The organism is Rhodococcus sp. NPDC003322, from assembly GCF_053589555.1.
This window is the reverse complement of record NZ_JBSFSC010000005.1, coordinates 379573-404208: the sequence shown is the minus strand read 5'-3', so window position 1 is coordinate 404208 and position 24636 is coordinate 379573. Positions and strand designations below refer to the sequence as shown.

General features: G+C 69.5%; 31 protein-coding genes. 21 read left to right on the top strand and 10 right to left on the bottom strand.

Going from position 1 to position 24636, the window contains the following annotated elements; genetic code table 11:
- Positions 1 to 43 precede the first annotated feature (43 nt).
- The 3 genes from ACWDUM_RS21195 to ACWDUM_RS21185 form a co-directional block, all read right to left on the bottom strand.
- Complete coding sequence (locus ACWDUM_RS21195) at positions 44 to 2233, bottom strand: acyltransferase family protein (RefSeq protein WP_450135470.1); 2190 nt, start codon at positions 2231 to 2233, stop codon at positions 44 to 46.
- A gap of 96 nt (positions 2234 to 2329) precedes the next feature.
- Positions 2330 to 2905 carry a hemerythrin domain-containing protein gene (locus ACWDUM_RS21190; protein WP_450135469.1) on the bottom strand — a complete coding sequence of 192 codons (576 nt, stop codon included), beginning with the start codon at positions 2903 to 2905 and terminating at the stop codon, positions 2330 to 2332.
- 27 nt (positions 2906 to 2932) lie between these two features.
- Positions 2933 to 3304 carry a cupredoxin domain-containing protein gene (locus ACWDUM_RS21185; protein WP_450135468.1) on the bottom strand — a complete coding sequence of 124 codons (372 nt, stop codon included), beginning with the start codon at positions 3302 to 3304 and terminating at the stop codon, positions 2933 to 2935.
- A 256-nt stretch (positions 3305 to 3560) separates the two neighbouring features.
- Between ACWDUM_RS21185 and ACWDUM_RS21180 the strand changes: the two genes are divergently transcribed.
- The 3 genes from ACWDUM_RS21180 to ACWDUM_RS21170 all read left to right on the top strand — a co-directional run bounded on the left by ACWDUM_RS21180 (position 3561) and on the right by ACWDUM_RS21170 (position 5819).
- A complete protein-coding gene (locus ACWDUM_RS21180) occupies positions 3561 to 4277 on the top strand; it encodes a GAF domain-containing protein (protein WP_450135467.1) in 717 nt (238 codons plus the stop codon).
- A gap of 74 nt (positions 4278 to 4351) precedes the next feature.
- Positions 4352 to 5110, top strand: a complete 759-nt coding sequence (locus tag ACWDUM_RS21175) for a GAF and ANTAR domain-containing protein (RefSeq protein ID WP_450135466.1) — start codon at positions 4352 to 4354, stop codon at positions 5108 to 5110.
- A gap of 52 nt (positions 5111 to 5162) precedes the next feature.
- Complete coding sequence (locus tag ACWDUM_RS21170) at positions 5163 to 5819, top strand: endonuclease (RefSeq protein ID WP_450135465.1); 657 nt, start codon at positions 5163 to 5165, stop codon at positions 5817 to 5819.
- Between the two features lies 1 nt (position 5820).
- Here the strand turns inward: ACWDUM_RS21170 and ACWDUM_RS21165 are convergent, their stop codons facing one another.
- Together ACWDUM_RS21165 and ACWDUM_RS21160 are read right to left on the bottom strand one after the other, a co-directional pair.
- Positions 5821 to 6363 (bottom strand): hypothetical protein, encoded by a 543-nt coding sequence (locus tag ACWDUM_RS21165; protein WP_450135464.1) that lies wholly within the window; start codon positions 6361 to 6363, stop codon positions 5821 to 5823.
- Complete coding sequence (locus ACWDUM_RS21160) at positions 6360 to 6641, bottom strand: DUF211 domain-containing protein (RefSeq protein ID WP_450135463.1); 282 nt, start codon at positions 6639 to 6641, stop codon at positions 6360 to 6362. The genes ACWDUM_RS21165 and ACWDUM_RS21160 overlap by 4 nt, the downstream gene beginning before the upstream one ends.
- Before the next feature lie 316 nt (positions 6642 to 6957).
- Here ACWDUM_RS21160 and ACWDUM_RS21155 point away from each other — a divergent pair, with 316 nt between their 5' ends.
- The 3 genes from ACWDUM_RS21155 to ACWDUM_RS21145 all read left to right on the top strand — a co-directional run bounded on the left by ACWDUM_RS21155 (position 6958) and on the right by ACWDUM_RS21145 (position 9653).
- Positions 6958 to 9240 carry an APC family permease gene (locus ACWDUM_RS21155; protein WP_450135462.1) on the top strand — a complete coding sequence of 761 codons (2283 nt, stop codon included), beginning with the start codon at positions 6958 to 6960 and terminating at the stop codon, positions 9238 to 9240.
- A 106-nt stretch (positions 9241 to 9346) separates the two neighbouring features.
- The gene (locus ACWDUM_RS21150; RefSeq protein ID WP_450135461.1) at positions 9347 to 9514 is read left to right on the top strand and encodes a hypothetical protein; all 168 of its coding nucleotides are present in this window, start codon (positions 9347 to 9349) and stop codon (positions 9512 to 9514) included.
- Positions 9515 to 9524: 10 nt separating this feature from the next.
- Complete coding sequence (locus tag ACWDUM_RS21145; RefSeq protein WP_450135460.1) at positions 9525 to 9653, top strand: hypothetical protein; 129 nt, start codon at positions 9525 to 9527, stop codon at positions 9651 to 9653.
- A gap of 58 nt (positions 9654 to 9711) precedes the next feature.
- Here ACWDUM_RS21145 and ACWDUM_RS21140 read toward each other — a convergent pair whose 3' ends face one another.
- Positions 9712 to 10626, bottom strand: coding sequence for a universal stress protein (locus ACWDUM_RS21140; protein ID WP_450135459.1), 915 nt, complete (start codon positions 10624 to 10626; stop codon positions 9712 to 9714).
- Between the two features lie 197 nt (positions 10627 to 10823).
- Here ACWDUM_RS21140 and ku point away from each other — a divergent pair, with 197 nt between their 5' ends.
- The 4 genes from ku (at position 10824) to ACWDUM_RS21120 (ending at position 15032) form a co-directional block, all read left to right on the top strand.
- Positions 10824 to 11774 (top strand): non-homologous end joining protein Ku, encoded by a 951-nt coding sequence (gene ku / locus ACWDUM_RS21135; protein WP_450135458.1) that lies wholly within the window; start codon positions 10824 to 10826, stop codon positions 11772 to 11774.
- A 142-nt stretch (positions 11775 to 11916) separates the two neighbouring features.
- Positions 11917 to 14046 (top strand): catalase, encoded by a 2130-nt coding sequence (locus tag ACWDUM_RS21130; protein WP_450135457.1) that lies wholly within the window; start codon positions 11917 to 11919, stop codon positions 14044 to 14046.
- 55 nt (positions 14047 to 14101) lie between these two features.
- Positions 14102 to 14380 (top strand): hypothetical protein, encoded by a 279-nt coding sequence (locus tag ACWDUM_RS21125; RefSeq protein WP_450135456.1) that lies wholly within the window; start codon positions 14102 to 14104, stop codon positions 14378 to 14380.
- Between the two features lie 223 nt (positions 14381 to 14603).
- Entirely contained in the window at positions 14604 to 15032 is a 429-nt protein-coding gene (locus ACWDUM_RS21120) for an STAS domain-containing protein (RefSeq protein ID WP_450135455.1), read from the top strand.
- Between the two features lie 261 nt (positions 15033 to 15293).
- Here ACWDUM_RS21120 and ACWDUM_RS21115 read toward each other — a convergent pair whose 3' ends face one another.
- Both ACWDUM_RS21115 and ACWDUM_RS21110 read right to left on the bottom strand, forming a co-directional pair.
- Entirely contained in the window at positions 15294 to 15725 is a 432-nt protein-coding gene (locus ACWDUM_RS21115) for a cupredoxin domain-containing protein (RefSeq protein WP_450135454.1), read from the bottom strand.
- Positions 15726 to 15807: 82 nt separating this feature from the next.
- Positions 15808 to 16299, bottom strand: coding sequence for a CinA family protein (locus tag ACWDUM_RS21110; RefSeq protein WP_450135453.1), 492 nt, complete (start codon positions 16297 to 16299; stop codon positions 15808 to 15810).
- A gap of 82 nt (positions 16300 to 16381) precedes the next feature.
- On the opposite strand from ACWDUM_RS21110, the gene ACWDUM_RS21105 reads away from it, so the two are divergent.
- From ACWDUM_RS21105 to ACWDUM_RS21055, 11 genes are all read left to right on the top strand, one after another.
- Positions 16382 to 17356 (top strand): PfkB family carbohydrate kinase, encoded by a 975-nt coding sequence (locus ACWDUM_RS21105; protein ID WP_450135452.1) that lies wholly within the window; start codon positions 16382 to 16384, stop codon positions 17354 to 17356.
- Positions 17353 to 18108, top strand: a complete 756-nt coding sequence (gene surE, locus ACWDUM_RS21100) for a 5'/3'-nucleotidase SurE (RefSeq protein ID WP_450135451.1) — start codon at positions 17353 to 17355, stop codon at positions 18106 to 18108. The genes ACWDUM_RS21105 and surE overlap by 4 nt, the downstream gene beginning before the upstream one ends.
- Before the next feature lie 91 nt (positions 18109 to 18199).
- On the top strand, positions 18200 to 18400 hold the full coding sequence (locus ACWDUM_RS21095; RefSeq protein WP_450135450.1) for a hypothetical protein: 201 nt from the start codon (positions 18200 to 18202) through the stop codon (positions 18398 to 18400).
- A 2-nt stretch (positions 18401 to 18402) separates the two neighbouring features.
- The gene (locus ACWDUM_RS21090; protein WP_450135449.1) at positions 18403 to 18921 is read left to right on the top strand and encodes a DUF6328 family protein; all 519 of its coding nucleotides are present in this window, start codon (positions 18403 to 18405) and stop codon (positions 18919 to 18921) included.
- Between the two features lie 74 nt (positions 18922 to 18995).
- A complete protein-coding gene (locus ACWDUM_RS21085; RefSeq protein ID WP_450135448.1) occupies positions 18996 to 19265 on the top strand; it encodes a DUF7218 family protein in 270 nt (89 codons plus the stop codon).
- The gene (locus ACWDUM_RS21080; protein ID WP_450135447.1) at positions 19246 to 19800 is read left to right on the top strand and encodes a DUF2231 domain-containing protein; all 555 of its coding nucleotides are present in this window, start codon (positions 19246 to 19248) and stop codon (positions 19798 to 19800) included. The genes ACWDUM_RS21085 and ACWDUM_RS21080 overlap by 20 nt, the downstream gene beginning before the upstream one ends.
- 75 nt (positions 19801 to 19875) lie before the next feature.
- Positions 19876 to 21024, top strand: coding sequence for a carboxylate-amine ligase (locus ACWDUM_RS21075; protein WP_450135446.1), 1149 nt, complete (start codon positions 19876 to 19878; stop codon positions 21022 to 21024).
- Positions 21025 to 21149: 125 nt separating this feature from the next.
- A complete protein-coding gene (locus ACWDUM_RS21070) occupies positions 21150 to 21344 on the top strand; it encodes a CsbD family protein (protein WP_450135445.1) in 195 nt (64 codons plus the stop codon).
- 145 nt (positions 21345 to 21489) lie between these two features.
- Positions 21490 to 21915 carry an STAS domain-containing protein gene (locus ACWDUM_RS21065; RefSeq protein WP_450135444.1) on the top strand — a complete coding sequence of 142 codons (426 nt, stop codon included), beginning with the start codon at positions 21490 to 21492 and terminating at the stop codon, positions 21913 to 21915.
- 23 nt (positions 21916 to 21938) lie between these two features.
- A complete protein-coding gene (locus tag ACWDUM_RS21060; protein ID WP_450135443.1) occupies positions 21939 to 22337 on the top strand; it encodes an ATP-binding protein in 399 nt (132 codons plus the stop codon).
- Positions 22338 to 22376: 39 nt separating this feature from the next.
- Positions 22377 to 22985 carry a PAS and ANTAR domain-containing protein gene (locus tag ACWDUM_RS21055; RefSeq protein ID WP_450135685.1) on the top strand — a complete coding sequence of 203 codons (609 nt, stop codon included), beginning with the start codon at positions 22377 to 22379 and terminating at the stop codon, positions 22983 to 22985.
- Positions 22986 to 23223: 238 nt separating this feature from the next.
- On the opposite strand, the gene ACWDUM_RS21050 is transcribed toward ACWDUM_RS21055, so the two are convergent.
- Both ACWDUM_RS21050 and ACWDUM_RS21045 read right to left on the bottom strand, forming a co-directional pair.
- Positions 23224 to 23847 carry an RES family NAD+ phosphorylase gene (locus ACWDUM_RS21050; RefSeq protein WP_450135442.1) on the bottom strand — a complete coding sequence of 208 codons (624 nt, stop codon included), beginning with the start codon at positions 23845 to 23847 and terminating at the stop codon, positions 23224 to 23226.
- The gene (locus ACWDUM_RS21045) at positions 23844 to 24374 is read right to left on the bottom strand and encodes a hypothetical protein (RefSeq protein ID WP_450113576.1); all 531 of its coding nucleotides are present in this window, start codon (positions 24372 to 24374) and stop codon (positions 23844 to 23846) included. Before ACWDUM_RS21045 ends, ACWDUM_RS21050 begins: the two co-directional genes overlap by 4 nt.
- Positions 24375 to 24636 lie beyond the last annotated feature (262 nt).

The following is a 24636-nucleotide window of genomic DNA, read 5'->3' as shown; positions in this document are numbered from 1 at the left end:
GGCATCCGGATCGACGACCGTTCGATCGGCCGATCCGGACGCGTCAGCGCGGGGCGAGGGCGCGGTCCGCGAGTGCGCCGACGACCGGTGCCAGCGCCCGGGCGTGCTCGATCGTGAGGTGGTTGTCGTCGCGGAAGACCAGGTCGTTGCCGACCACGACCGGGCAGCGGCCGGCCGTGCAGAACAGCTCGGACAGGTCGGCGTACTCGCCGCCTCCGGCTGTGGTGGCCGCGGCCTCGGCGGCGATGCCGGGCGCGCTGAGCGCCGCCGGCCGCTGCGGCGAGCACGCGGCGGCGTCGTCGAGGTGCTCGGACAGGCACACCGGCACGACACCGTGTGGATCCGGAACCGGCCCGAGGACGAGGACTCGCGCGCCGGTCGCCCGGAGCTGCGCGACCATGTCGGTGAGGCTGCGGAGATACTCCGGGCCGTACATGGCGAAACCGAAGTCGCCGCCGTACCGGCGGGACATGCTCAGCACGATCAGTTGCGGTCGCTCGGCCTGCAGCCGGGCGACGACCTCGCCGCGCCACTGGTCGCATTCGGTGTACGCGCGACCGAGATACGGGCTGGTCAACGGCAGATCCAGGAGCGGGCAGGTGACCTTGCCCATGGTCTGCAGTCGCCAGCGCCGCTGCTCGGCGACCGGCTCGAACGCCGGGCTCCACATCGCCGCGTGCGAGTCGCCGACCAGGGCCACGGTGGTCGGCGACGTGATGTCACCGGACGCGCATTCATCCTGCCCGACCTCCAGCCACGAGCGCACGCAGCCGTTGAGGAACACCTCCGGCTTGCTCGCTGGCGCGTCGGCCAGTGGCGGAGCCAGATTCGACGGGACGGGACCCAATCCGGCCGACGCAGTGACCGCGGCCTGCACCTGGGCGGTCAGTTCCTGCACCGCGAGGTCATGCGGGTCGGCGGTGGGCGCCGCAACCTGCGTCGGTGCGGTGACCGTCAAGGCCGCGGCCTCCTGCCCGTGTCCGACCGGAACGGGGCGCACCATCAGCAGCACCAGACAGGTCGCCACCGCGACCGCGGTCACGGCGCCGCCGAGCGCGAGGCTGCGCACCGACGAGCGGCGCAGGGACGCCGCGAATCGGACGGGGTTCTCGACCAGGTTCAGCGTGAGGATCGCGAGCCCGGCGGCCACCGCCACCGCACCGAGTCGGCCGGACAGGCCCAGCTCGTGGCCGACGAGCTCCGGCGCGAGGATCAGCAGGGGCCAGTGCCACAGGTACCAGGAGTAGGACGTCCTGCCGATCGCCCGCATCGGTCCGAGCGACAGGCCGCGACCGACGCCCCACCGGGACACCGCGCAGCCGGCGCCGATCACCAGCGCGGTGCCGAGCACCGGCAACAGGGCGGCGGTACCGGGATAGGGTGTCGTCTCCCCCAACCGCACACAGGCGAGGGCGATCAGTCCCAGTCCGCCCCACCCGGCGAAGGCCGCGGGCAGTGCGGGCAGCCGGCGCCACAGCGGGACGGACAGTGCCACCAGGCCGCCGACGGCCAACTCCCAGGCCCGCGACGGCAGCGAGAAGAACGCCCACGGCGGCTGCGTGTGGGTCCAGGCCAGCGACACCGCGAACGATCCGGCGGCCACCCCCGCCAGGACCAGCAGGTACGGCAGCGCCGAGGGCTCGGTCCGGGCCCGGGAGCGTCGCCGCACCACCCAGGCGACCGCGACGATCAGCGCCGGCCACACCAGGTAGAACTGCTCCTCCACGCCGAGGGACCAGAAGTGCTGGAACGGTGACGGGGGTGCGGCGGCGGCGAGGTAGTCGGTGCCGCGCATCGCGAACCGGTAGTTGCCGACGTAGAGCGCACTGGCGATCCCGTCGCCGAGCGCGTCCCGTGCCTGCAGTGGCGGCAGGAGCAGTGCCGAACCGACCGCCGTCGCGACGAGCACGAGACCGCCGGCCGGGAGCAGCCGGCGGGCACGGGCGCCGTAGAAGCGGGCCATCCGGACGGAACCGGTGGCGGTCACGTCCCGCCACAACAGGCCGGTGATGAGGAACCCGGAGACGACGAAGAAGACGTCGACGCCGACGAATCCCCCGCCGAAGCCGGGTACGCCCGCGTGAAACAGGACCACGGCCAGGACCGCGACGGCCCGCAGGCCCTCGATGTCCGGGCGAAAGGTCGCTTCCGGCGTGGACGCCGCACCGTCGGAATCGGCGAGGCGGTCGCGGCCCGGGCGGCGCCAGCGTTCCGCGATGCCAACCGAATTCATTCGCGCCATCTTGGCAGAGGCACGACTCGCGTGGCGGGAAAACCGTGCTTCTCGGTGCGAGCGCGGCTTCTGCCGGTGACACCCTCGGGCGAAGGATCAGTCCTCGGTGCCGCGATGGGTCACCGCATCCCGCATCCTGTCGAGGAGCCCTGTGACCGGGCCGAGGATCTTGTCGCCCGGTGGCTGGTCCGGGGCCGAGGGGTGCGGCCGGGTCGGCGCGAGCTTCTTCGTCGACTCCACCTTCTCCCCCAGGTCCACGAGTTCTTCGGCGCTGAAGATCTGGCGCATGTGGGGGAACATCTCGCCTTCCTCCTCGGCGACGTGTTCACGGACCTCTTGCATCAGCGTGGTCAGTTCGGCCTCGAACGTCGGATCGTCGGGCTGCAGGCGCTCGAGCCGCTTCATCGTGCGCTCGGCCTCCTTGTGCTCCTCCTTGGCGTGCTCGGCCTCGGATTCGCTGACCTTCTTCTTCACCGCGGGATACACGTCGGCCTCCTCGGCCACCGAGTGCCGCACCAACTCGATCGTCACCTGATCGGTGAGGTCCTTGCGACGCGTGCGGGCCTGCTCGGTCTCCTGGCCGTGCAGCGCCTCCAGTTCGGCGAACATTCGTTCCACCTCGCGGTGGTCGTGGGTCAGGATGTCGATGACGTCCTGCTGTTGGGTGGTCATTGGAGTTCCCTTCTCCTGAGCACGTTGTCATTGCACGACGAGGGTGCCGTGCATCGTCGGGTGGAAAGTGCAGTGGAACGGATAGGTTCCCGGTGCCATCGGTGCGGCGAAGGTGGTGGTCGATCGGCCACGGACGTCCTGGTCGAATTCCCCTGGGTCGTCCGATGTCACCGAATGCTCGACGTCGTCGCCGTTGCCGACCGTCACCTCGACCCCGGGGCGCACGGTGAGTGTCGTCGGGACGTACGCGTGGTTCTCGATGGAGATGACCAGCGCAGCGGCACGCGTCGGTGTTCCGGCATCGGTGATTTCGACACCTCGGGGCGAATAGCAGCCGGTGCCCAGCGCCACCGTCACAGCAGCGGAGGCTGCCCAGATGGCGACATTCTTCCGATCCACGTTCTCCTCCGGGGTGTCCGCCGACTGCCGGACTTCGACCGCCGCTGTTCTGCGTCGCCACAGGGGGTTCCCGGACTCTCCGCCGCCGAAACCGCTGCCCCGTCCCGGCCGCGGCGCGGTGCGTGCCGTGGCGGCTGCCGCTGCCGTCGTTTGCGCCGGATCGATCGCGGGCATCACCTGGTGGAAGCGGGGTGACTCGAGGAGGAAAGGACGATGCAGTCGTTGCGTCGTGTCCCGGTCACCCTGGACGGCTGCCATGAGCACGCGTGACGAGGATCCGGTCGCCGCCATCAGGGCGTCGCTGTTGCAGGCACTCCGCTCCCGGACCGACCCGCTGGAGGCACTGCTGCACACCTGCAGTGCCTGCCTCGAGATCCTTGCCGCGGACGGGATGTCCATCGCGCTGTCGACGAGTTCCGGGCACCGCCAGACGATCTTCGCGAGCGACCCGGTCGTCGAACGGATCGAGGCGCTGCAGTTCACTCTCGGGGAGGGACCGTACATCGACGCCGTCGCGGACCGTGGCCCCGTGCTCGTCCCCGATCTGGCCGAATCTTCCGACAGGTGGCCGGTTTTCGTCACCGAACTCGCCTCGCTGCGCGTGGCCGCGATCTTCGCCTTCCCGCTGCAGGCGGGCGCGATCGCGCTGGGTTCGCTGGGCCTGTATCGGGAGAGCCCGGGATTGCTCGACGGTGACGAACTCGCCACCGCACTGCGCGTGGGCGACGTGATCACCGTGGCGCTGCTCGGGCTGGCGACGGTCGAACCCGATCGCCGATGGCTCAGCGATGCACCCCGCAACATCGACGTGGTCCATCAGGCCACCGGCATGCTCGTGGCTCACTACCGGATCCCGGCGAGTGCCGCCCTCGCGCGGCTGCGTGCCTACGCGTTCGTGGCCGGGCGCCTCGTCGAGGAGGTCGCCCGGGATCTGACCACCCGACAACTCCCCCTCGGGGACATCGACACATGACCGAAGCCGACCCCCCGTACGCGGCACAGACGACTACGCTGAGGTTCCGAGGGACCGACAGGCAGGAGATTCAGGTGCCTTCGAGTGCCGAACGCGAAACACAGCTGTTGCAGGCGTTCGTCGACATGGCCGACACGTTGGTCGACGACTACGACGTGGCCGATCTGTTGCACCTGCTGGTCAATCACTGTGTGAACCTTCTCGGGGCGGCGGCGGCCGGGTTGATGCTCTCCGATCAGCGAGGTGGGCTGCAGGTGCTGGCGTCCTCCACCGAGCGGACGCGACTGCTGGAGCTGTTCCAGCTCCAGGTCGACGAGGGCCCCTGCCTCGAGGCATTCGGCAGCGGCGAGACGGTGACCGCGGCAGACCTGTCCGATGAGTCGGCGCGCTGGCCACGCTTTGCACCGGAGGCGCTCAAGCAGGGGTTCCGGTCGGTGCATGCGGTGCCGCTCCGGCTGCGGAAGCAGACCATCGGGGCGCTGAACCTCTTCGGCACCGAGACCGGCACCCTGAGTTCGCGTGACGTGCAGGTCGCGAGAGCACTCGCGGATGCCGCGACGATCGGCATCCTCCAGGAACGCGCGATCCGGCGGGCCGAGGTGCTGACCGAGCAGTTGCAGACGGCACTGAACAACCGGGTCACGATCGAGCAGGCGAAGGGCATCCTCGCACAGGCAGGCGACCTCGAGATGGGGCAGGCATTCGAGGTGTTGCGCGACCACAGCCGCAACACCGGAATCCGCCTCTCGTCCATCGCCCATGACCTGGTCACCGGCGCGGTGGAGCCGGCCGCCCTGCTTGCCGAGACCGTGCGGTCGCCCGGCGCCCGGTGACCGGGAGCACTTTCGCTTCGGGTTCCAGTTCGACCTCGAAAGGGGTTCCGGCATGACTCGCGACTCGGACGAAGGCCGCCGGAAGACGGTCTCGCGCCTGCTCGATCAGGCAGGAAGGACATACGCGGACGAATCGGGGATCACGCTGGCGGATCGGCCGATGCCACTGTTCCAGTTGCTGACCCTCTCGTTGTTGCTCAGCACCCGCATCTCCGCGCACATCGCGGTCGGTGCCGCCGCGGAGTTGTTCTCCGCGGGCCTGCGCACAGCGGATTCCGTCGCCCAGGGCGACCGGCGAACCGTGATCGCCGCGCTGGGCCGTGCGCACTACCGCCGCTACGACGAGAGCACCGCGACGCGGCTGCGCGAGAATGCGGAACTGGCCCGTGACCGATATCGCGGTGATCTGCGAGATCTCGCCGACGAGAGCGGGCGCGACGTCGAATCCACGTTGGCGCTGCTCGAGGATTTCGCCGGCATCGGGCCGGTCGGAGCCGCGATCTTCGTTCGGGAAGTTCAGGACGTGTGGACCTGGGCCAGACCGTATTTCGACGAGCGGGCACGCGGTGCCGCCCATGATCTGGGGCTGCCGACGGAACCGCGGGATCTCGTGGCGCTCACCGGCGGCGACGAAAGCGCCCCGCTCGCCGCGGCCCTGGTCCGGGTGTCCCTGGATGCCGATCTGCGGGAGAGTATTCGACACGAATGAGTCAGGTGATGCGCAGTTCGATGCCGATCGCCGAGACGACGATCCCGCTCGCTCCCAGCGCGAGGGCCCAGCGGACCACGTTCCCGTCCAACAGCACCCCGAGGATCGCCCCCAGCGCGGTCATCGCCCCGACGGCCAGCGCGAACACGATCCACGCGGATCTGGGAAGCAGCGTGCCCAGCATCAACGGCAACGACGACCCGACAAGGCTGGCGAGCGAGGCGACCGTCATGGCCCGCAGCGACTCACGGATCGCTCGCCGCCCGAGATCGGTCTCCGCCAGACGCGGCCGCCTGCCCGCGTGGAGATGCCGCCCGACCTGGAGGAGCCGCTGCCGGCGCTCGGCGTAGTCGGCGACGAACACAGAGAAGGCAGCGGTGACGAACACGACCGCCCCCACGCGAAGAGCCAACCCGAGCGTCACCTCGTTGCCGTGGCCGAGAATGGCGGCACCGGCCAGGATCAAGGAGTTGGCGAGGCCGTCGGTCAATCCGAGTACCAGCGGAAGGATCGGCACCCTCGGCTCAGGGCGCCACACGGTCATCTGGTGGTCGCCCGCTCGACCGAATGCTCCCCGGCACGCACCTGGTTGATGTTGTGCAACACCGCCCCCGACTTCTCGATCGCGCCGAACAGCAGGTCGACTTCGATGTCCGGACCCTCGACGGCGACGTTCAACCCGACCGTCTCGATGTCGATCTCCCGGACCGTCAGGGTCACCCCTTCCACGCCTCGCACCGCCTCGAGACGGCGAGCCAGCTCCACCATCGCCGGACCGTCGACAGTCGTGTCGACGTCGAGCTCGAGCCTGCGGATCGTCATCGCCGCGTAGGCCGGTGGGGTCGCCGCCCGCCGACCGCGATTCTTCCGGGAACGATCACATCCGACCTCCGCTTCACGCCGACAGGCTGTGATGCCCGAATTCCCCGGAGGGAGGCAGCGCAAACCCGCGAGCCCGCCTGTCACGGGAACGGGACGCCGCGACCCGGATGTTTCCGGGGACGCGGTCGGGGAACCCGGATTTCATGGTCGTGACCTGGTCCGGAACCGTGGGCGGTCCTGTCCCCGTAGCGGGTCCGCCCGCCGCGTCGTGAGCGACGGCGGGCAGGCGGCCGCCACCGGTGAGTCGTCTGTCTACGTGCTCAAGCGACTGCTGTTGGGGCGGCCCCTGATCACCCGGCAGATCCGGCGGCAACGGCTGTCGAACCCGGTGGCACTCGGGGTGCTGTCTCCCGACGCGATCTCGTCCTCGGCGTACGGCACCGAGGAGATCCTGCTCGAACTGCTCCCGTATGCGGGACTGGCAGCGTTCGTGTTGCTGCTGCCGGTGACGGGGGTGATCCTCGGGATCCTGATCCTGGTGACCGCGTCCTACCGTCAGGTGGTCACCGCGTACACCCGGGCAGGCGGCTCGTATGTGGTGGCGCGGGACAATTTCGGGCCGCGCGTCGCGCAGATCGCGGCCGCGGCGCTGCTCGTGGACTACGTGGTCACCGTCGCCGTCCAGTCCGCGGCAGGCACCGTCGCGGTCGTGTCGGCGCTGCCGTCACTGGGCACGTACAGCGTCGAGATCGCCGTCGCCTCGGTCCTGATCATGCTGTACGTCAACCTCCGTGGCGTCCGCGAGGCCGGTCGACTGTTCGCGGTGCCGACGTACTTCTTCGTCTCGATGCTGACCTTGACGATCGTCGTCGGGGTCGGCAGGCAGCTGCTCACCGGCCTGCCGCGGTACGACCCGGAGCAGCTCGCGGGTGCGGTACCCGTCCAGCAGGGGAACGGGCTGGTGATGGGGGCGAGCGTGCTGATTCTGTTGCGGGCGTTCGCCAACGGTGGGTCCTCCCTCACCGGCATCGAGGCGATCTCCAACTCGATCCGGTCGTTCCGCCCGCCCGAGGGCCGCAACGCGCGTCTGGTCCTGACGGTGATGGCGTCGATCCTCGGGTTCCTCGTCGCCGGAGTCTCCTACCTCGCCTTCGCCACGCACGCGACGCCGTATCGATCGGGGTACCCCTCGGTGCTGTCGGAGATCGCGCGAGCGGTCTTCGGTGACGGCACGCTCGGGCGGATCCTCTATCTCCTGGTGCAGGTGGCCACCGCCGCGATCCTGTTCACCGGCGCCAACACCAGCTTCAACGGGTTCCCGGCGTTGGCGGACTTCGTCGCGGAGGATCGCTTCCTGCCGCGCCAGCTGGCGCGGCGCGGGCACCGGCTCGTGTTCTCGAACGGCATCGTCGTGCTCGCCGCGCTGGCGGTGATCCTCCTGATCGTCACCGGCAGCTCGGTCGACGCGCTGGTGCCGCTGTACGCGATCGGGGTGTTCACCGGATTCGCGATGGCCGGGCTCGGCATGACGCGCTACCACCTGTCCCGCCGGGAGCATGGCTGGCGCCGTCGCCTGGCGATCAACCTGGCCGCCGGGCTGGTCTCGGCGCTGGTGGTGGCCATCTTCGCCGTCGCGAAGTTCACGGAAGGTGCCTGGCTGATCGTTGTGGTCTTCCCCCTCCTCGTGTGGGTCCTGATCGGGATCAACCACGAGTACCGGACCGAGGCGGCGATCCTCGACCGCCTGCCCTCGGACGCACGGCGTCGCGACACGCCCGCCGAGCATCACGTGATCGTCTGTGCCGACGTGCTCGACCTGGCCACGCTCGGGGCCCTCGAATACGGGCGCAGCCTCGCCCCGGACAGGCTGTTCGCGCTGCACCTCGTTGTAGACACCGACCACGCGGACCGGCTGCGACAGCGCTGGGACGACCGCGAGATCGACACCCCGCTGCACATCGTCGACTGCCCCGACCGCCGAATCGGACCCGCCGCCCGCGACTACGTGCTCGATCTGCTCGACCGCGAGCCCCACGCCCACGTCACGGTGCTGCTGCCGCGGCGGGTGAACTCCCCGATACTCGGCCGGCTGCTGCACGGGCGGACCGGCGACGCCATCGCGCGTGCGGTGTCGCGGGTCCCCGGCGCCGTCGCGACGGTCGTCCCCTTCGACGTCCGGGCCCGGATCCGGCGGTCACCACCGCATCGCCTGCGTCGGCTGCTGGATCGGTGGCAGTCCCGGATCGTCGATGCGGACCGTCGCCGGATCGAGTCGTACGAGCATCCCGCGCCGTCCGGCGCCGCCACCCAGATCGGTCGGCTGACCGTCGGTGCACGCACCGTGGTCGAGGGCCGGATCGACGAGATCGACGAGGACGTTCCGCACGGGCAGACCATCAGCCTGGGCGACGACTCCGGGACGCTCCTCCTGCACCTGACCGGCGCTCCCGGGGACCAACGGCAATTCGAGGTGGGTCAACTGCTTCGGGTCACCGGGGTCGCGCAGCAGAGCGCGGAGACAGCCGATACCGCCGCCGAGTTCGTGATGGTCGACCCGGCCTGTCGGCTGGTGTCGGAGCGGTCCGATCCAGCAGAGTGAGTGTCGACGGAATCCGATTCACTGCGAGGTTTGCGATATCCCCCGGTGGGTATCCGGCACTCGCGAATGCGGGCCGCGTTGGTGCGGCGCCGCAGAGGAGGTCGCGATGAGTGTCGACAGGACGTCCGCCGGTGACGAGACGGGTGGGGTCGCGCAGGACCGCACGCCCACCGAGCCGACGGTGGATGCCGAGAGTGGAATCGTGATCGTCTGGCCGGACCCCAGCCCGTTGGACTCCTGGTGGGAGAACGTGCTGAGACGGCCCGCCCCGTGATCCGCTGACCGTGACCCGGCGCGGGCGCTCACGCGGATACGACGACAGCTGGCCGCACCTGCTGCGGCTCGGCGGAACCGTCATCCTGCTCTTCGTGCTGGGCCTGGTTCTGATCGCGCTGGTCAACGAGATCGTCTGAACGAGTTCTGCCCCGAGCCGGCACCGTCACGTCTGCCGGGTCCCCGGTTCCACGGTGCCTACCCCGTGACGCCGCCCGATCGATCGGTGCGGACGATCATGAGCGGACACTCCGCGGTGTGCTGCAGTTCCATGCTGGTCGAACCCATCAGCATGCCCGCGAATCCGCCGCGACCGTGGCTGCCGACCACCAGAAGCTCCGCATCGACCGCCACATCCCGAAGTGCTTTCGCCGGATGTCCCCGGGTCACGGTCCGCGTCACGGGCGTTTCCGGGTACCGCTCGGGCCAGCCGGCAAGGCTCTCGGCGAGTGTCGCCTGTTCGGCCACCTCGACCTCGTCCCACGGCAGATCGAGGTGACGGTCGAAGGCCGTGGACAGCGCGAACTGCGACCAGGTGTGGACCGCGACGAGGCCGGTCGCGCGCAGTGACGCCTCCTCGAACGCCGTCGCCAGCGCAGGTCTGCTGTTCTCGCTGCCGTCCACTCCGACCACGACGGTGCCGGTGCCGGACGTCTGCCCGGCGTGGCCGCGGATGACGACCACCGGGCCGTGGGCGTGGGTGGCGAGGGCGACGGCGACCGATCCGGCGAGCGCCGTGGTGATCTGACTCAGTCCGCGGTTGCCGACGACGACCATCCGGGCAGACTTGGACGCCTCGAGCAGGGCGGGTCGTTCAGGTCCGTCGAGAACGCACGTGACGACGTCGGTGACGGACTTCGAGGTGTCCGTGGTGCGGGCGATCGCGGCGGCCTCGTCGAGGTTGGCGCGGACCACGCGGTCCCGGTCGGTGAAATAGCTCGGCGGCAGGCGGATTCCGTTCCCGGTCGCGGTGACGGCGCCGAGCGCGGAGACGATGTGCAGCGGGCATCCGTGGAGTTGGGCCTCGCGGGCGGCCCAGCTGACGGCGGCGAAGGAAGTGGTGGATCCGTCGACGCCGACCACTACCGGCGCACTCGTCCCGACAGCATCCACGGTGAGACCTCCACGACCTCGAACGTTCCCATCGTGGACCGGCCCCGCGGAATCGGGGTAGGGCCGAAGGTCCCCAACTCGTGATGCGCGGGCGTCGGCGAGACCCAGCGGTGATCTCCGCGCGCCGTCCGCGAGGTTTGCCCACGCCCCGGCCGGGTATGCCACGAAGCGAACTCGAGCCCGGGAGTGTGGTGTCGATGCGGTCGATGTGGAAGGGAACCATCGCGTTCGGGCTGGTCGCCGTCCCGGTGCGGCTGTACGCGGCAACCGAGAACCAGAACCTGGCGTTCCACCAGGTCCACGTCGAGGACGGCAGCCGTGTGCGGCATCGAAGGTTCTGTGCGGCCGAGGACAAGGAGATTCCCTTCGACGAGATCGGGAAGGGCTACGAGACGGCGGACGGACAGGTCGTCGTGCTGACCGACGAGGATCTCGCGGATCTGCCCCTGCCGAGCGCGCACACCATCGAGGTTCTCGCGTTCGTTCCCATCGAATCGGTGGATCCGATCTACTTCGACAGGAGCTACTTCCTCGAGCCGGAGAAGTCGGCCGTGAAGCCGTTCGTGATGCTCCGCGACGCGATGAACAAGTCGGGCCAGGTGGCCGTGACGAAGATCGCGATCCGCCAGCGCGAGTCGCTCGCCCTGCTGCGCGTCCATCGTGACGTGATCATGGTCGACACCATGCTCTGGCCGGACGAGGTGAGGTCCCCTGATTTCGACTTCCTCGCCGCCGATCCTCCGCAGGTGAGTGCGAAGGAGATGAAGATGGCCGCCCAGCTCATCGACGCGCTGTCCGAGCCGGTGTTCGACCCGGGTGAATACCACGACGACTACCGGAAGGCACTCAAGGAACTGGTGGAGGCGAAGATCGAGGGGCACGAGACGGTCGAGCCACCGGCGGCGACCCAGGCCCCCGACGCGGATGTCACCAGCCTCCTCGAGGCACTGTCGAGCAGCATCGAGGCGTCCCGGTCGTCGGGCGGGAGCAAGCGGACCACCGGCAAGCGCACCACCAAGGAGAAGAGTTCGAGCAGGGCGACAAGTTCCGGCGAGGAGAAGGCCTCGAGCCCGAAGAGGCGCACCACGAAGTCCTCGTCCCGAACGGGAGGAACCGGCGGCCGTCGCCGCGCCCGTTCGCAGGGGTGAGGCCTCCCCCGGGTTTGCCACACGGGCCGACCGGGTACCAGCAGGACCGAAGGCGTGCGGATCGGTCCGCCCTCGCCGGCGCCCGCTTCGCCACCCGGTTCGGAACATCGGTACCCGATGGACACGTGTGGAGGTGCTCGAAATGGCGGAACGCTCGTCGCGCCGGGAGGAGCCCCGAAAGGGGGACCCCAAGGACGGCCAACTCGACTCGGCACGGGTGGACCGGTCGACCGGCCACCTCACCACGCAGCAGGGCGTGCCCGTCGCACACACCGACGACTCCCTGACGGTCGGTGAGCGCGGCCCGACGCTGCTGGAGGACTTCCACTTCCGGGAGAAGCTCACCCATTTCGACCACGAGCGGATCCCCGAGCGCGTGGTGCATGCCCGCGGCGCAGGCGCGTACGGCGTGTTCGCACCCTACGACGACCGGCTGTCCGCCTACACCTCCGCCGGGTTCCTGACCCGGTCGGACGTGGAAACCCCTGTGTTCGTGCGTTTCTCGACGGTGGTCGGGTCGCGGGGATCTGCGGACACCGTGCGTGACGTACGCGGATTCGCGACCAAGTTCTACACCGCGCAGGGCAACTACGACCTGGTCGGCAACAACTTTCCGGTGTTCTTCATCCAGGACGGCATCAAGTTCCCGGACCTGATCCACGCAGTCAAGCCCGAGCCCGGCAACGAGATCCCCCAGGCGCAGTCGGCACACGACACGTTCTGGGACTTCGTCGCCCTGCAACCCGAGACGCTGCACACGGTGATGTGGCTGATGTCGGACCGGGCACTGCCGCGCAGCTACCGGATGATGCAGGGCTTCGGGGTGCACACCTTCCGGCTGGTCGACCACGACGGGCGGGGCACGTTCGTGAAGTTCCACTGGCGTCCCCTGCTCGGGGTGCACTCGCTGCTGTGGGAGGAGTGCCAGCAGATCGCAGGCAAGGATCCCGACTTCAACCGGCGCGACCTGTGGGAGTCCATCGAATCCGGCAGTTTCCCCGAGTGGGAGCTCGGCGTGCAGCTGGTGCCCGAGTCCGACGAGAACGCCTTCGCGTTCGACCTCCTGGACGCGACGAAACTGATTCCGGAGGAGGTGGTGCCGGTGCTCCCGGTGGGGCGGATGGTGCTCAACCGCAACCCGGACAACTTCTTCGCCGAGACCGAGCAGGTCGCCTTCCACACCGCGAACGTGGTTCCCGGCATCGACTTCACGGACGATCCCCTGCTGCAGGCACGGAACTTCAGCTATCTCGACACCCAGCTCATCCGGCTCGGCGGCCCCAACTTCGCGCAGCTGCCGGTGAACCGGCCGCTCGCGGACGTCCGGACGAACCAGCAGGACGGATACGGTCAGCATCGGATCCCCCAGGGCCGGACCGCGTACACGGAGAACACGCTCGGCGGCGGGTGCCCCGCGCTCGCCGGCGAGGACGGGTACCGGCATCGCGCCGAGCGAGTGGAAGGGGCGAAGGTTCGGATCCGTGCGGACGGCTTCCGCGATCACTACAGCCAGGCCCGGATGTTCTGGAACAGCATGTCCGAGGTCGAACGCAGGCACATCGTGGCCGCGTTCGGATTCGAGTTGGGCAAGGTGCGGTCAGTGGACGTCCGAGGCCGGGTGCTCGCGCAGCTGAACGTCCTCTCGCACACCCTGGCGTCCGAGGTCGCGCCCCTCGTCGGCATGGCCTCGCCCCCGCACGACCTGATGATCGGTGACGGCGTCGCCTCGCCCGCGCTCTCTCAGCTCGGCCAGGAACCGGCCGGGATCGCAACCCGTAAGATCGCGGTCCTGGTGGCCGACGGAGTCGATGTCGTCGGAGTGCAGCGCCTGCAGGAGACGCTCGAGGGTCTGGGGGCGGTGATCGAACTTCTCGGCCCGACGGAGGGCGCGATGCTCGGCGGATCCGGCGGCTCACTCACCGCGGATCGGGCGATCAACACGATGGGATCGGCTCTCTACGACGCGGTGGTGGTCCCGTGCGGGCCGTCGAGCAACGCGACCCTGGCCGCGGACGGGGCCGCCGTGCACTTCGTCACCGAGGCGTACAAGCACGCCAAACCGATCGCCGCGTTCGGAGTGGGTCTGGATCTGTTGCGGGCGGCGGGGATTCGTGAGGAGCTGGCCGATCGGGCCGACGTGGTCGTCTCGCACGGCGTGATCTCCTCGGCCGCGGCGTCCGATGCGCTTCCGAGCGCGCTGTTCGCCGAGTTCGCCGACGCGGTCGCGCGGCACCGGTGCTGGGATCGCGACACCGACCCGGTGCCGGCGTGACGAACGCGGACCGCCGGCGCGTTTCGGCGGGCCCGTGTGCGGGCACAGGCCATCCATGACCGAACCACGACGTGAACCAGCCGACAACATCGAGGAAGAAGAGCGAGCCGCCTCGGGTGCGGAGTCCCTGGACGAGGACCGCCTGGGCGCCGATCCGCTCGACGAGGGCTACGACGCGCCCGACCGCTGGGCGGAGGCCGACCGCTTCGGCACCACGGAGGCGGAGGCACGCCGCGGTGAGTCGCTCGACGAGCGCCTGCGTGAGGAGGAGCCCGACGTCGACCCCCCGGCCGACGACATCGAGGTCGACCCAGGCGGACGCCCGGAGTCGTGACCCGGGGCCGGCACCGGACATCTCTGTCGAGATCCGTTCTTCCGTAGAACGGACTGGACGCCCGTTGAGTTGTGACCGGCGGCCAGTGGTGTTAAACACATAGGTGGGTTCCGACCTTGACGCTGACGGCCCGGACCTCGCTGTCGGTCGATGTTCCCACCCACGAAACCTGACGACGGTTGAGCACACAGCTGCGTTTTGACCACTCCGTTGGAGGTTCGCCGTGCGCATCCACCTACATCACTCCAAGACCGCCACTGCGCGCAGCCGCGTCGGTGGCGCCGTCGGTCCCACGATCGCCACCTTGAGCGGCGACCTGGACCTACCGGCCGTACCGGGATTCGTGGACACGATCAATCGAGCCATCCGCGAGGCGGAGCGGACCGTGATTGTCGACCTCTCGCGCGTGGATTTCGTCAGCATCTCGGGAGTGCAGGCCCTCGCCGACGCGCAGGACCGCGCCAACTGCAAAGGACTCGCGATGCTCCTCGTGCACGACGGGCCGGTACTGAGCCGACCACTCGAGGTGACGGGCATGGCGAACCACTTCCACTCGTTCCCATCGGTCCGCTCGGCCATCGACGCACGTCGAACCGAACTCGCCGCGCACGCTGGTCTCGACAAGGTACATGTGAAACCTCGGCCCGCCTGAAAGAGGTGGAGGCCATCGGGCGCAAACGGAAGCACCACTTGCCGATTCCGCGCCCGATCCGAGGGGCCGCTGGAGCTGGTGTGCGCTCCAGCGGCCTCGCAATGCCGCTGCCGACCAGGACGCAACATCGTTCAGGCAGGGGAATTGAGAGCGGTGGACCGCTGGCCGCGGACCGTGACGGCACTGGGACCTGGGAGCAGGCCCTGATACGGTGCCGACGCGTCGGTCGCGAAGGCGCGGCGGTCGTGGATCTGGACACCGTCACTGGACGACGAGGGTCCCCACCATTTCCGGGTGGTACTTGCAGTGGAACCGGTAGGTCCCGGCGGTCGTCGGCGCGCGGAAGGTCGCGGCGGCGTTCCCGTCGACGTCCTCGTCGAACGCGCCCGCCGCGTCCGCCGTCACGGAGTGTTCGGCGCCGTCGCGGTTGTCGATTGTCACCTCCGACCCCGCCCGCACCGTCGCCGGAGTCGAGAAGGCGAAATTCTGAACGGTGACCACCGCCTGCCCGGCGGGACTGTCCGGGATCTCGTCGACGGTGTCCTGTGCCTCGGCGGTGTCGTTGTCACCGTGTGGTCCGGGCAAGGAGGTCTGCGGCGCCTCCGGCGTGGTCGGTTCGTTGTCGCCGCATCCCGCCATCGTGAACAGGACCAGTGCGGCACCGGCCACGGTTGCGCCCGCGGTTCGATTCATCTCGTGCTCCTGACCGTCGGTGTTCGCGTGTGATACCCGGTTCGGCGCGAGCCGAAACCGCGGGCGGGACACGGTCGCGCAGTCAGGGGGTTCGCGCCTGCACGATCAGGAGTTCCAGTGCCCGCACCACGGTCTGTTCGAGCACGGCCACTGGGTCTCCGCCGAACCTCTGCTCCTCGACGTGGGTGTGCCCCAGGCCCGCGACCCCGAACCACACGGTGCCCGCGGGCCGTCCGTCCTGGGTTCCCGGGCCTCCCACGCCGGTCACGGCGACCGCGAGGTCCGCCCCCAGCACGGCCGCGCAGGATTCGGCCATCACCCGTGCTGCCGTCGCACACACGACTGGGCCTTCCGGCACCTTCAGGAGGGAGTGCTTCACCTCTCGCGAATAGGCCACGACGCCGCCGCGGAACCACTCGGCCGCGCGGCGAGTGGCGCCGAGCCGTGAGGCGACCGCCCCGGAGGTGAGGGACTCCGCGCAGCCGACCGTCAGCTGCCGGCCGATGACGATCTCGGCCAGCCGGTCGGCGAGCGCGCGGGATCGGTCCGATCCCTCGGCGACATCCTCGGGCACAGGTCCTGAATACCCGACGACCCGGAGCGTTGCACGTCGACGGCGGGTTTCCCCGGCCCGCCCGGCGGGTATGCGGGCACAGATGAGTGAGCCGCGCCGTTCGACAGCCGAGCGTACCCCGCGGATCTGTGTCTTCGCGCCCGATCCGGTGCTGACGATCACGCTCGAGGACCTCCCGGACGGGAGCAGCGAATTGCACGTGCACGCCGGTGGTCAGGGATTCTGGATAGCCCGCATGGCCCGGACCCTCGGCGCGCGGGTGAGCCTGTGCGGAGCCTTCGGCGGTGAGACGGGCACCGTGCTGCACGACGTGATCGCTCGGTCCGGGCTGGAGGTGCACTCGGTTCGGACGCGCGGACCGAACGGCGCCTACATTCACGACCGCCGCGGCGCGGACGGCGACCGGCGGACGATCGCGGACATCGAACCCATGGCGTTGAGTCGGCACGAGGCCGACGACCTGTTCGGCATCGCGCTCGGCGCGGCCATCTCGGCAGACGTGATGGTGCTCGGGGGCACGAGGAGCGGCGGCGTCGTGCCCACCGACGTGTTCTCCCGGCTGACCGCCGACTTGTCCGGATTGGGAATCCCCGTGGTCGCCGACCTGTCCGGGGACACCATGGCCGCCGCCGCGTCCGCAGGGCTGACGGTGCTCAAGGTCAGCCACGAGGATCTTCTCGGATGTGGGCACGTGGACTCGGCCGCCGAATCGCATCTGGCCGAGGCCATGACCTCACTGGCCGAGGAGGGCACGGGCACGATCGTGGTGTCCCGGGCGGCGGACCCGGCACTGGTCCTGTCCGGCGGGGAGTTCTCGGAGGTCGTCTCGCCGCCCCTGCGCGTCACCGACCCGGCCGGTGCCGGGGACTCCATGACAGCGGGAATCGCGGTCGGGCTGGCCCGCGGCGACCCGATCGAGGGCGCACTCAAACTCGGTGCCGCCGCAGGTGCCGCGAACGTCACACGGCACGGCCTGGCCACGGGACAGCGCGCCGTGGTGGCCAGGCTCGCGGACACGGTCGTCGTTCGGCGCTGTACCGGGGACCCGGGCCGATGAGGACGCTGGTGGTCAACGACGACGGGGTGGACTCCGCCGGCATTGGCGTGCTCGCCCGGGTGGCGAGGGACGCCGGGCTCGAGGTGGTGGTGGCGGCACCCTCCTCGGACAGCAGCGGTTCGAGTGCCGCACTGACGCGCCTCGAGGAGCACGGTCGGCTGGTGGTCGATCACCGCGAGTACCCCGACCTTCCCGGTGTCGAGGTCATGGCGGTCGAATCCTCCCCTGCGATGATCGTGTTCCTCTCCGCCTCTGGCGCATTCGGTGCCAGACCGGACCTGGTGCTGTCGGGGATCAATCACGGGCCGAACACCGGGCAGGCAGTCCTGCACTCGGGGACCGTCGGCGCCGCCTTCACTGGCGCCAACCAGGGCGTGCTGGCCGCAGCCCTGTCGATGGACGCCGCCGTACCGGAGCACTGGGCGACCGCCGAGGTGGTGGCCCGGTCGGCGATCGACTGGCTGATCGCGAGTGGGGTGAACGGTACGGTCCTGAACATCAACATCCCGGATGTGCCCCCCGCATCCTGTCGGGGGATTCGCTGCGCCTCGCTCGCCGCCTTCGGCGCCGTCCAGGCGGTCGTGGAGGAAACGTCCAGCTCGCACCTGGCGGTGGCGTTCACCGGTGTGCGCGCGAGCGAGTCCGACACCACGGATGCCGGCCTGCTGCAACAGGGCTGGGCGACCGCGACTGTCCTCCGGGCGCCCGCCGAGGCGACGGATGTCGACGTGGACGGGCTCTCGCCGGGATGAACACGGCCGGACGGCAGCACGACGGGCCGACTTTCTGCGCGCGTTTGATACTCCGCCCCGCGGGGCATCCTCCACTCGAGTGAGGTGTGCCATGAGGATCGTTCTGCTCGTCGCGGTGATCTGGCTGGTCATCGGCGCGGTCGCCGCCTACCAACGGGGCTACTTCGAGAACGCACCCGGCGACTGTGCCGGCGCGGGCACGACCGCGGTGACGGTCGTCGCGGGACCGTTGAACTACGTCGGTGTCAATCCGAAGGTCACCGACTGCGAACTCCCCCAACCGAGTACGTGACCATGCGAGGGTCTCCGGTCGATCACGCTGCCGCAGACGACGGCTGGGACCGTGCCGCGCGGCACGAGACGCCCACCGAACGCCTCGACCGGAACTGGGCCAGCCTGTTGCAGGAACTCCGCGTGACCCAGACCGGAGTCCAGTTGCTGACCGGGTTCCTGCTGATCCTGCCGTTCCAGCCGAAGTTCGACACGTTGTCCGGCGTCGAGCAGGGGGTGTATCTGGTGGCAGTGCTGTCCGCGGTCGCGTCGACCCTGCTGCTGGTGACCCCGGTCGGAATGCACCGAATCCTGTTCCGCCGGCACCGTCTGGCGACCCTCGTGGCCACCGCGCACGGCTGCGCGATCGCCGGCGGCATCCTGCTCGGCGTTGCCCTCTCCTGTGTCGTCGTCCTCACGGTCGGTGCGGTGGTGGGGATCGGATTCGGGATCCTGGCCGGGGCCCTCGCGGCAACCATGTTCGCGTTCTTCTGGCTGGTGTGGCCGTGGCTGCTACTCAGGCACACTCCCCGAGTCCGGTGAGAGCCCCGGGCGCGACTGTTTCGCCGGAGCGGGCCGGGGGTACCCGACGTGGACGCCGACGGAAGGAGAACGGGATGCCCAGAAAGGGTTCCGATCCGCATCTGAAGGACCAGGAGATGTACGAGGAGCTCCGCAAGCAGGGCGACTCGAAGGAGAAAGCGGCGCGCATCTCGAACGCCGCCGCCAATCGGGGACGAAGCAGCGTCGGCCGCAAGGGTGGACATGGCGACTCCTACGAGGACCGCACGGTCCCCGAACTGCGCAAGCGCGCCAAGGAAATCGGCCTCACCGGCTATTCGAAGATGAACAAGGGGGAACTCGTCGATGCGCTCCGCAACCACTGATCCGTCAGGGCCCGACACCATCGGCGTTCGAGAGGTGCTGGCGATCCCGGAGTCGCTGACCGCACTCGACCAGGTCGGCGACCCCCTGCACGCTCGCCTCCAGCAGGCCTTCGGCGGCCGGGTCGGAGCGGCCCTGCGCGGCTCCTGGCTCGGGCACCCGGTGCACCCGATCGTGGTGACCATTCCGATCGGCGCGTGGACTTCCGCGGTCCTGCTCGAGAGCTTCCTGCGTGATCATTGCGCGGCCCGCAGGCTGATCGGTCTCGGACTGCTCGCCGTGCCGTTCGCCGCCCTGACGGGCTGGGCGGACTGGTCCACCCGCGACGCCACGGAACGGCGCGCCGGGCTGGTGCATGCGGCAGGAGTCAACCTCGCCGCACTGGCGATGGTGTCGTCCTACCGGCAGCGCAGGAACGGGCCGACCGCGCGTGCCGAGGCGACCAGCCTCGTCGCCGTCCTCGCCGTCGGCGCCGGCGGCGCGCTCGGCGGCCACATCTCGTTCGGTCGTACGCCCGGCAACCCTGCCGACCGCTGAACCCGCCCGGTTTCGTCGCGCGAGCTCCGGCGCGGGTCGGTGTTTCCTGCGCGGCGTACCGGGCATCCTCCGCCCGTGAGCACCGAAGCCGTCCCCTCCCCGCCTCGGCCCGACGATCCGGCGCGCCCCTCGTTCGGGGTCGAGGAGGAATTCCTGCTGGTCGACGCGGAGACCGGGCAACCTAGCCTGTGCAACGACGCGGTGGTGGCCGCGGCCGAGCGGTCGGGGCTGGACCTGCAGCTGGAGCTGTCGCGATGTCAGGTGGAGACCAACTCGCCGGTCTGCTGGGACACCCCCACCCTCCGTGACCACCTCCTCTCCTCCCGTGCACAGGTTGCCGCGGCGGCCCGTTCGGAGGGCTGTCGACTGGTGGCAGCGGGGACCCCGATACTCGGGCCGTGGCGCATCCCGATCAGCGATGCCGAGCGCTACCAGCGGATGGCCGACCGCTTCGGGGTCCTCACGATCGAGCAGGCAGTCTGTGGCTGCCATGTGCACGTGGACGTCCCCGATCGCGAACTCGCTGTCCAGGTCTGCAATCACGTGCGCCCGTGGCTGCCGACGCTGCTGGCGCTCGGCGCCAACAGTGCGTTGCACCGCGGCGCCGACAGTGGGTACTCGAGCTGGCGGTCCGTCGTGTGGTCCCGGTGGCCGACGTCCGGGCCGCCGCCGTTTTTCCGGTCGGCGGAGCACTACGACCGGATGGTCGACACGCTCGTCGATTCCGGTCTGCTGATGGACGAGCGCATGGTCTATTGGGACATCCGGCCGTCCTGTCACCTGCCGACGGTGGAGATCCGGATCGCCGACGTGCAGCCGACCGTGGACGAGGCGATTCTGCTGGCCACGTTGATCCGGGCACTGGTGGCAACGTCCACGCGGGTTGTCGCGGCCGGTGCGGCGGCACCCGACGTCGACCTCGAAACGCTGCGTGCGGCAACGTGGATCGCGGCCCGCGACGGCCTGGCGGGTCGGGCGATCGACCCGCGTTCCGATACGCCCTCGGCGCCGCTGCCGATGATCGATGCGCTGATCGCGCATGTCCGGGACGCTCTCGACGAGTTCGGTGAGTATCCCCGCGTCGACCGCTTGTTGCGCCGGCAGTTGGCGACCGGCAACGGTGCGCAGTGGCAACGCCGCACCTGGCACGAATGCGGCACGCTCGAGGCGGTGGTGGAACGGTCCGCGCACCGCACGCTCCAGGACGCCCCCGACCTTCGGTGACGCGTTCAGGTTTGGAACCGGGGCGAGAGTGGCATCCGAGTAGTGGGCCGCACGGTGGTCGAGAGAACCCGAAGTGGCCGCCCGTCGCGGGTTCCGCGGCGGATCCGAACCCCGAAGGAGAACTCATGGGTGCCGTCGACAAGGCAAAGAACAAGACCGAAGAGCTGGCCGGGAAGGCCAAGGAGAAGCTGGGCAAGGCGACCGGGGACAAGGACACCGAGGCCCAGGGCCATGCCGACCAGGCCAAGGGCAACTTCAAGCAGGCCGGTGAGAAGGTCAAGGACGCCGGAGGGAAGGTCAAGGACGCCTTCAAGGACTGATCGCCGGTTCCCGCCGCCGCCCGCCCAGTGGCCGGGTGGCGGCGGGCAGCTGTGAGTGCACGACTGTGCACGACCACACGACACGCCGGGAAATCTTCTGGTAGAAAGGGACGCGGTTGAGCCAACAGCCACATCGCTTACGACGATGTCAGGGGCCCGTGTGCTTCACCTCCTCCTTTCCCTTTCCGATCCGACCACCGGTTCGACCACGAGACGGCAGACACCGGCGAACGGTACGCCAGTGGTCCGCGTGGCCGATGACGTCGACGCCGCCAGCATCGACAGCTTCACCGTCCTTCTCAATGACGGCCTGAGTGCAGCTCGCCACGCGCTGATCGTCGACCTCTCGCACAACCGATTTCTTTCCATCACAGCCTGTTTCATCCTCGCCGACGCCCAGTGGCGAGCCGGATACGACGGCGTGGAAGTTGCTTTGGTGGCGCCAGATCGGCAGGTACGGCGTGCATTGGCGGCAACCGGCATACTCCAGCGGTTCCGCATCTTCGACACGGTCGACCGCGCGCGTGGCGCGACCGCCGTCGCTCCAGTCGGCTCGGCCGTGTGTCTGTAGGCGACGAGGAGTCCGGACAGCCGGTGGAGCTGCGGGTGCCCGCCAATGCGGGGCAGGTGAAAGAGATTCGGGCGGTCGCGAGCGCGCTCGCGGAGCAGCACGAATTCGACGACGACGCGATCGCCGAGCTGCAGATGGCGGTCGACGAAACCTGTACGCGGCTGATTCGTGCCGCGCTTCCGGGGACGTCGTTGGTCTGTCGTTTCAGCGCGGGGCCTCGTCGCCTGCGGTTCACTGCCACCGCCAGAGTCGGCTCGCCCGACGAAACCAGGTGGTCGGAACGCGGCTACGGCTGGCATGTGCTCCGGTCGATGGTCGAGGGGCTGTCGATCCGGCGCGGACGCGACACGGAGACGCATCACGTGCTCGTGGTGGAGTTCACGAAGCGGGTGGAAAGCGCATCGGGCAGGTGCCAGACTTGACAGGTGACGACGGCTGACGACAGCTTCCGTGAAGTGTTGATGTCCGGTCGACTCGAACGGGTCGGCAGTTTCCGCTTCCTGTTCGACGGCGAACGGTGGGAGTGGTCGGACGCGGTGGCCCGGATGCACGGCTACGAACCCGGCGAGGTCACCCCCACCACGGAGCTGCTGCTCGAGCACAAACATCCGGACGATCGCGACGGCGTCGCAGGCCTGCTGCAGCGTGTCCTGCACGACGGCGAGCCGTTCAGCAGCCGGCACCGGATTATCGACACCGCGGGACGCGTCCGGCACGTGGTGGTCGTCGGGCACCGCATCATGGAGGGCGACCGCCCGGTCGGCACCGCCGGGTTCTACGTCGACGTCACCAGTTCGGTCAAGGCGGACACTCACCGAACGATCACGGAGACGCTGCCGGGTCTCGTCAAATCCCGGGCCGTCATCGAACAGGCCAAGGGTGCGCTGATGGTGGTCTACGGAATAGACGCCGACCGCGCCTTCGACGTACTGACCTGGCGTTCTCAGGAATCGAACGTCAAACTGCGGGTGATCGCCGAGCAGCTCGTCGCCGCCCTTCCCACCTCGGTGGACATGCCCGCCGACCTTCGTGGTCGGTTCGATCACCTCCTGCTCACCGCCGGCAGTTAGAGCACGTCTGACAAATGCCTGACCCAGGCGATGACGGCATTCAGCATCACCGCCGCGCGGTGAAAGATCGCGAGTTTGTCGTACCGCGTAGGCAACCCACGCCACTGCTTCAGGTGGCAGAACCGGCGCTCGACCACATTGCGGCCGCGATAATCGACCGCATCGAAGACCGGGGGCCTGCCACCGCCGCGAACCTGCCGGTGAGGGCAGAGTGCGGGTTCTGGTGGTGCGGCCGGGATCAGTGCGTCGGCGGCGAGACGATCCGAACCGACCGCGGCGGGCCGGCGACTGTGAGGCCGCACCGTCGAGCAGCTGCGGTGAGCGGCTCGGGGTTCGGGTCGGTCGGCCAGGTCGCGGCCTCGCCCGCCTCGTTGAACAGGCCGACCGCGTTCGGGTTCGGCCCGGTGGTGAACCGGGTCTGGTACCGCAGCCCGTCGAAGCTGACGGCGGCGAACGCTGCGGCCCACTCCTGCGGCACCGCGTACGGGGTCATCGATGCCAGTTCTCGGGTGAGGCCGAAGTCGGCGGCCCTGTCTGCGCAGGTGTCGGCCAGGTTGTGCGCGTGCGGCACGGCCAGGGTCGACAGCTGACGGTCTGAGGCGAACTCCTCGGTGATGACCCCGGTGGTCGCCAGTGCCTCCCCGACGGTCTCCCGGATCGCGGTGAGCTCGTCGAACGCGAGGTAGCAGGTACCCCGCGGCGGCGTCAGGTCGAACCGGCCGCCGCCGGAGGAGGAGAACCACCAGGGGCTGTTCGCGGCGCGGTGCCCGCGGACGAGCGGCTGCGCTGCGGTGAGCTCGCAGCCGGGGAACTGCTGCAGCGGCAGGGCCGGGGGACGGAGGGCGACAGAGTCTCGGGTCACGCGGCCCACCGCGCCGCGTCGGCGCGGGCCAACTCCAGGGCCGTGTCGATCGGGTGGCCGTCGGTGACCCAGTCGACGGCGCTGCGGTCACCGAGCCCGGGCTGCGGGCTGCGCAACCACACCGCGCAGGTCCACGGGTCGGCGGCGGCGCGGAGCAGCTTCCACAGGGTGATCAGGTGCGGGTGCGCCGTCCCCTCGGCGGTGAACTGCCAGGTGGGGTAGACCCACTGGCCGTCGGCGAGCCGGCAGGCGATCACCGTGCCGGCGGCCACGGCCTTGTTGACGGCCTGTCGGCTCACGTCCCACCACCGGGTGAGGCCGCCGGTGTCGTAGAACGGGCCGACCAGCTGGTCGTAGACGTGGGTGGTGGGCAGCGCGGCGGCCATGGCCGCGGCAATGGCCTCGACGTCGCCGAAGGCCTCGGCGGGGACGCCGGCCGCGCGGGCGTCGGCGAACGTCTCGTGGACGCGGCGGGTGAGAAGGTCCAGGAGCTCACGTTCCTGCTCGACCAGGGTGGGGGTGTTCATGGAAATCCTCCTGGGGGTCAACCTCGTCAACCTCAGTGTTCTCGGTTGCGTCAACCGTGTCAACCAGCCGGTCGGGCCGGTTGTTCCCGGCCATCCGTGCCCCCGCAACGAAACAGGGGACCTGGGTTTTGGCTACTCGGCCTGCCCTACCTTGCCTACCCACCCCAGCTGGTGAAGGTAGCCCAGCTACAGAAGGTGGGTTGGGTACCCAAGTTTCAACCCTGGCGGTCCTGGACGCTGCGAGGCGCTGCAGGAGACTCGA

Bases quoted from the DNA above. Each gene is read 5' to 3' on its own strand.
- ACWDUM_RS21065 (WP_450135444.1), top strand. From the start codon at position 21,490: ATGTCAGGGGCCCGTGTGCTTCACCTCCTCCTTTCCCTTTCCGATCCG.
- ACWDUM_RS21045 (WP_450113576.1), bottom strand. From the start codon at position 24,374: ATGAACACCCCCACCCTGGTCGAGCAGGAACGTGAGCTCCTGGACCTT.
- ACWDUM_RS21130 (WP_450135457.1), top strand. From the start codon at position 11,917: ATGGCGGAACGCTCGTCGCGCCGGGAGGAGCCCCGAAAGGGGGACCCC.
- ku (WP_450135458.1), top strand. From the start codon at position 10,824: ATGCGGTCGATGTGGAAGGGAACCATCGCGTTCGGGCTGGTCGCCGTC.
- surE (WP_450135451.1), top strand. From the start codon at position 17,353: ATGAGGACGCTGGTGGTCAACGACGACGGGGTGGACTCCGCCGGCATT.
- ACWDUM_RS21090 (WP_450135449.1), top strand. From the start codon at position 18,403: ATGCGAGGGTCTCCGGTCGATCACGCTGCCGCAGACGACGGCTGGGAC.
- ACWDUM_RS21190 (WP_450135469.1), bottom strand. From the start codon at position 2,905: ATGACCACCCAACAGCAGGACGTCATCGACATCCTGACCCACGACCAC.
- ACWDUM_RS21070 (WP_450135445.1), top strand. From the start codon at position 21,150: ATGGGTGCCGTCGACAAGGCAAAGAACAAGACCGAAGAGCTGGCCGGG.
- ACWDUM_RS21055 (WP_450135685.1), top strand. From the start codon at position 22,377: ATGTCCGGTCGACTCGAACGGGTCGGCAGTTTCCGCTTCCTGTTCGAC.
- ACWDUM_RS21160 (WP_450135463.1), bottom strand. From the start codon at position 6,641: ATGACGATCCGCAGGCTCGAGCTCGACGTCGACACGACTGTCGACGGT.
- ACWDUM_RS21095 (WP_450135450.1), top strand. From the start codon at position 18,200: ATGAGGATCGTTCTGCTCGTCGCGGTGATCTGGCTGGTCATCGGCGCG.
- ACWDUM_RS21195 (WP_450135470.1), bottom strand. From the start codon at position 2,233: ATGAATTCGGTTGGCATCGCGGAACGCTGGCGCCGCCCGGGCCGCGAC.
- ACWDUM_RS21170 (WP_450135465.1), top strand. From the start codon at position 5,163: ATGACTCGCGACTCGGACGAAGGCCGCCGGAAGACGGTCTCGCGCCTG.
- ACWDUM_RS21165 (WP_450135464.1), bottom strand. From the start codon at position 6,363: ATGACCGTGTGGCGCCCTGAGCCGAGGGTGCCGATCCTTCCGCTGGTA.
- ACWDUM_RS21125 (WP_450135456.1), top strand. From the start codon at position 14,102: ATGACCGAACCACGACGTGAACCAGCCGACAACATCGAGGAAGAAGAG.
- ACWDUM_RS21180 (WP_450135467.1), top strand. From the start codon at position 3,561: ATGAGCACGCGTGACGAGGATCCGGTCGCCGCCATCAGGGCGTCGCTG.
- ACWDUM_RS21080 (WP_450135447.1), top strand. From the start codon at position 19,246: ATGCGCTCCGCAACCACTGATCCGTCAGGGCCCGACACCATCGGCGTT.
- ACWDUM_RS21105 (WP_450135452.1), top strand. From the start codon at position 16,382: ATGAGTGAGCCGCGCCGTTCGACAGCCGAGCGTACCCCGCGGATCTGT.
- ACWDUM_RS21115 (WP_450135454.1), bottom strand. From the start codon at position 15,725: ATGAATCGAACCGCGGGCGCAACCGTGGCCGGTGCCGCACTGGTCCTG.
- ACWDUM_RS21150 (WP_450135461.1), top strand. From the start codon at position 9,347: ATGAGTGTCGACAGGACGTCCGCCGGTGACGAGACGGGTGGGGTCGCG.
- ACWDUM_RS21085 (WP_450135448.1), top strand. From the start codon at position 18,996: ATGCCCAGAAAGGGTTCCGATCCGCATCTGAAGGACCAGGAGATGTAC.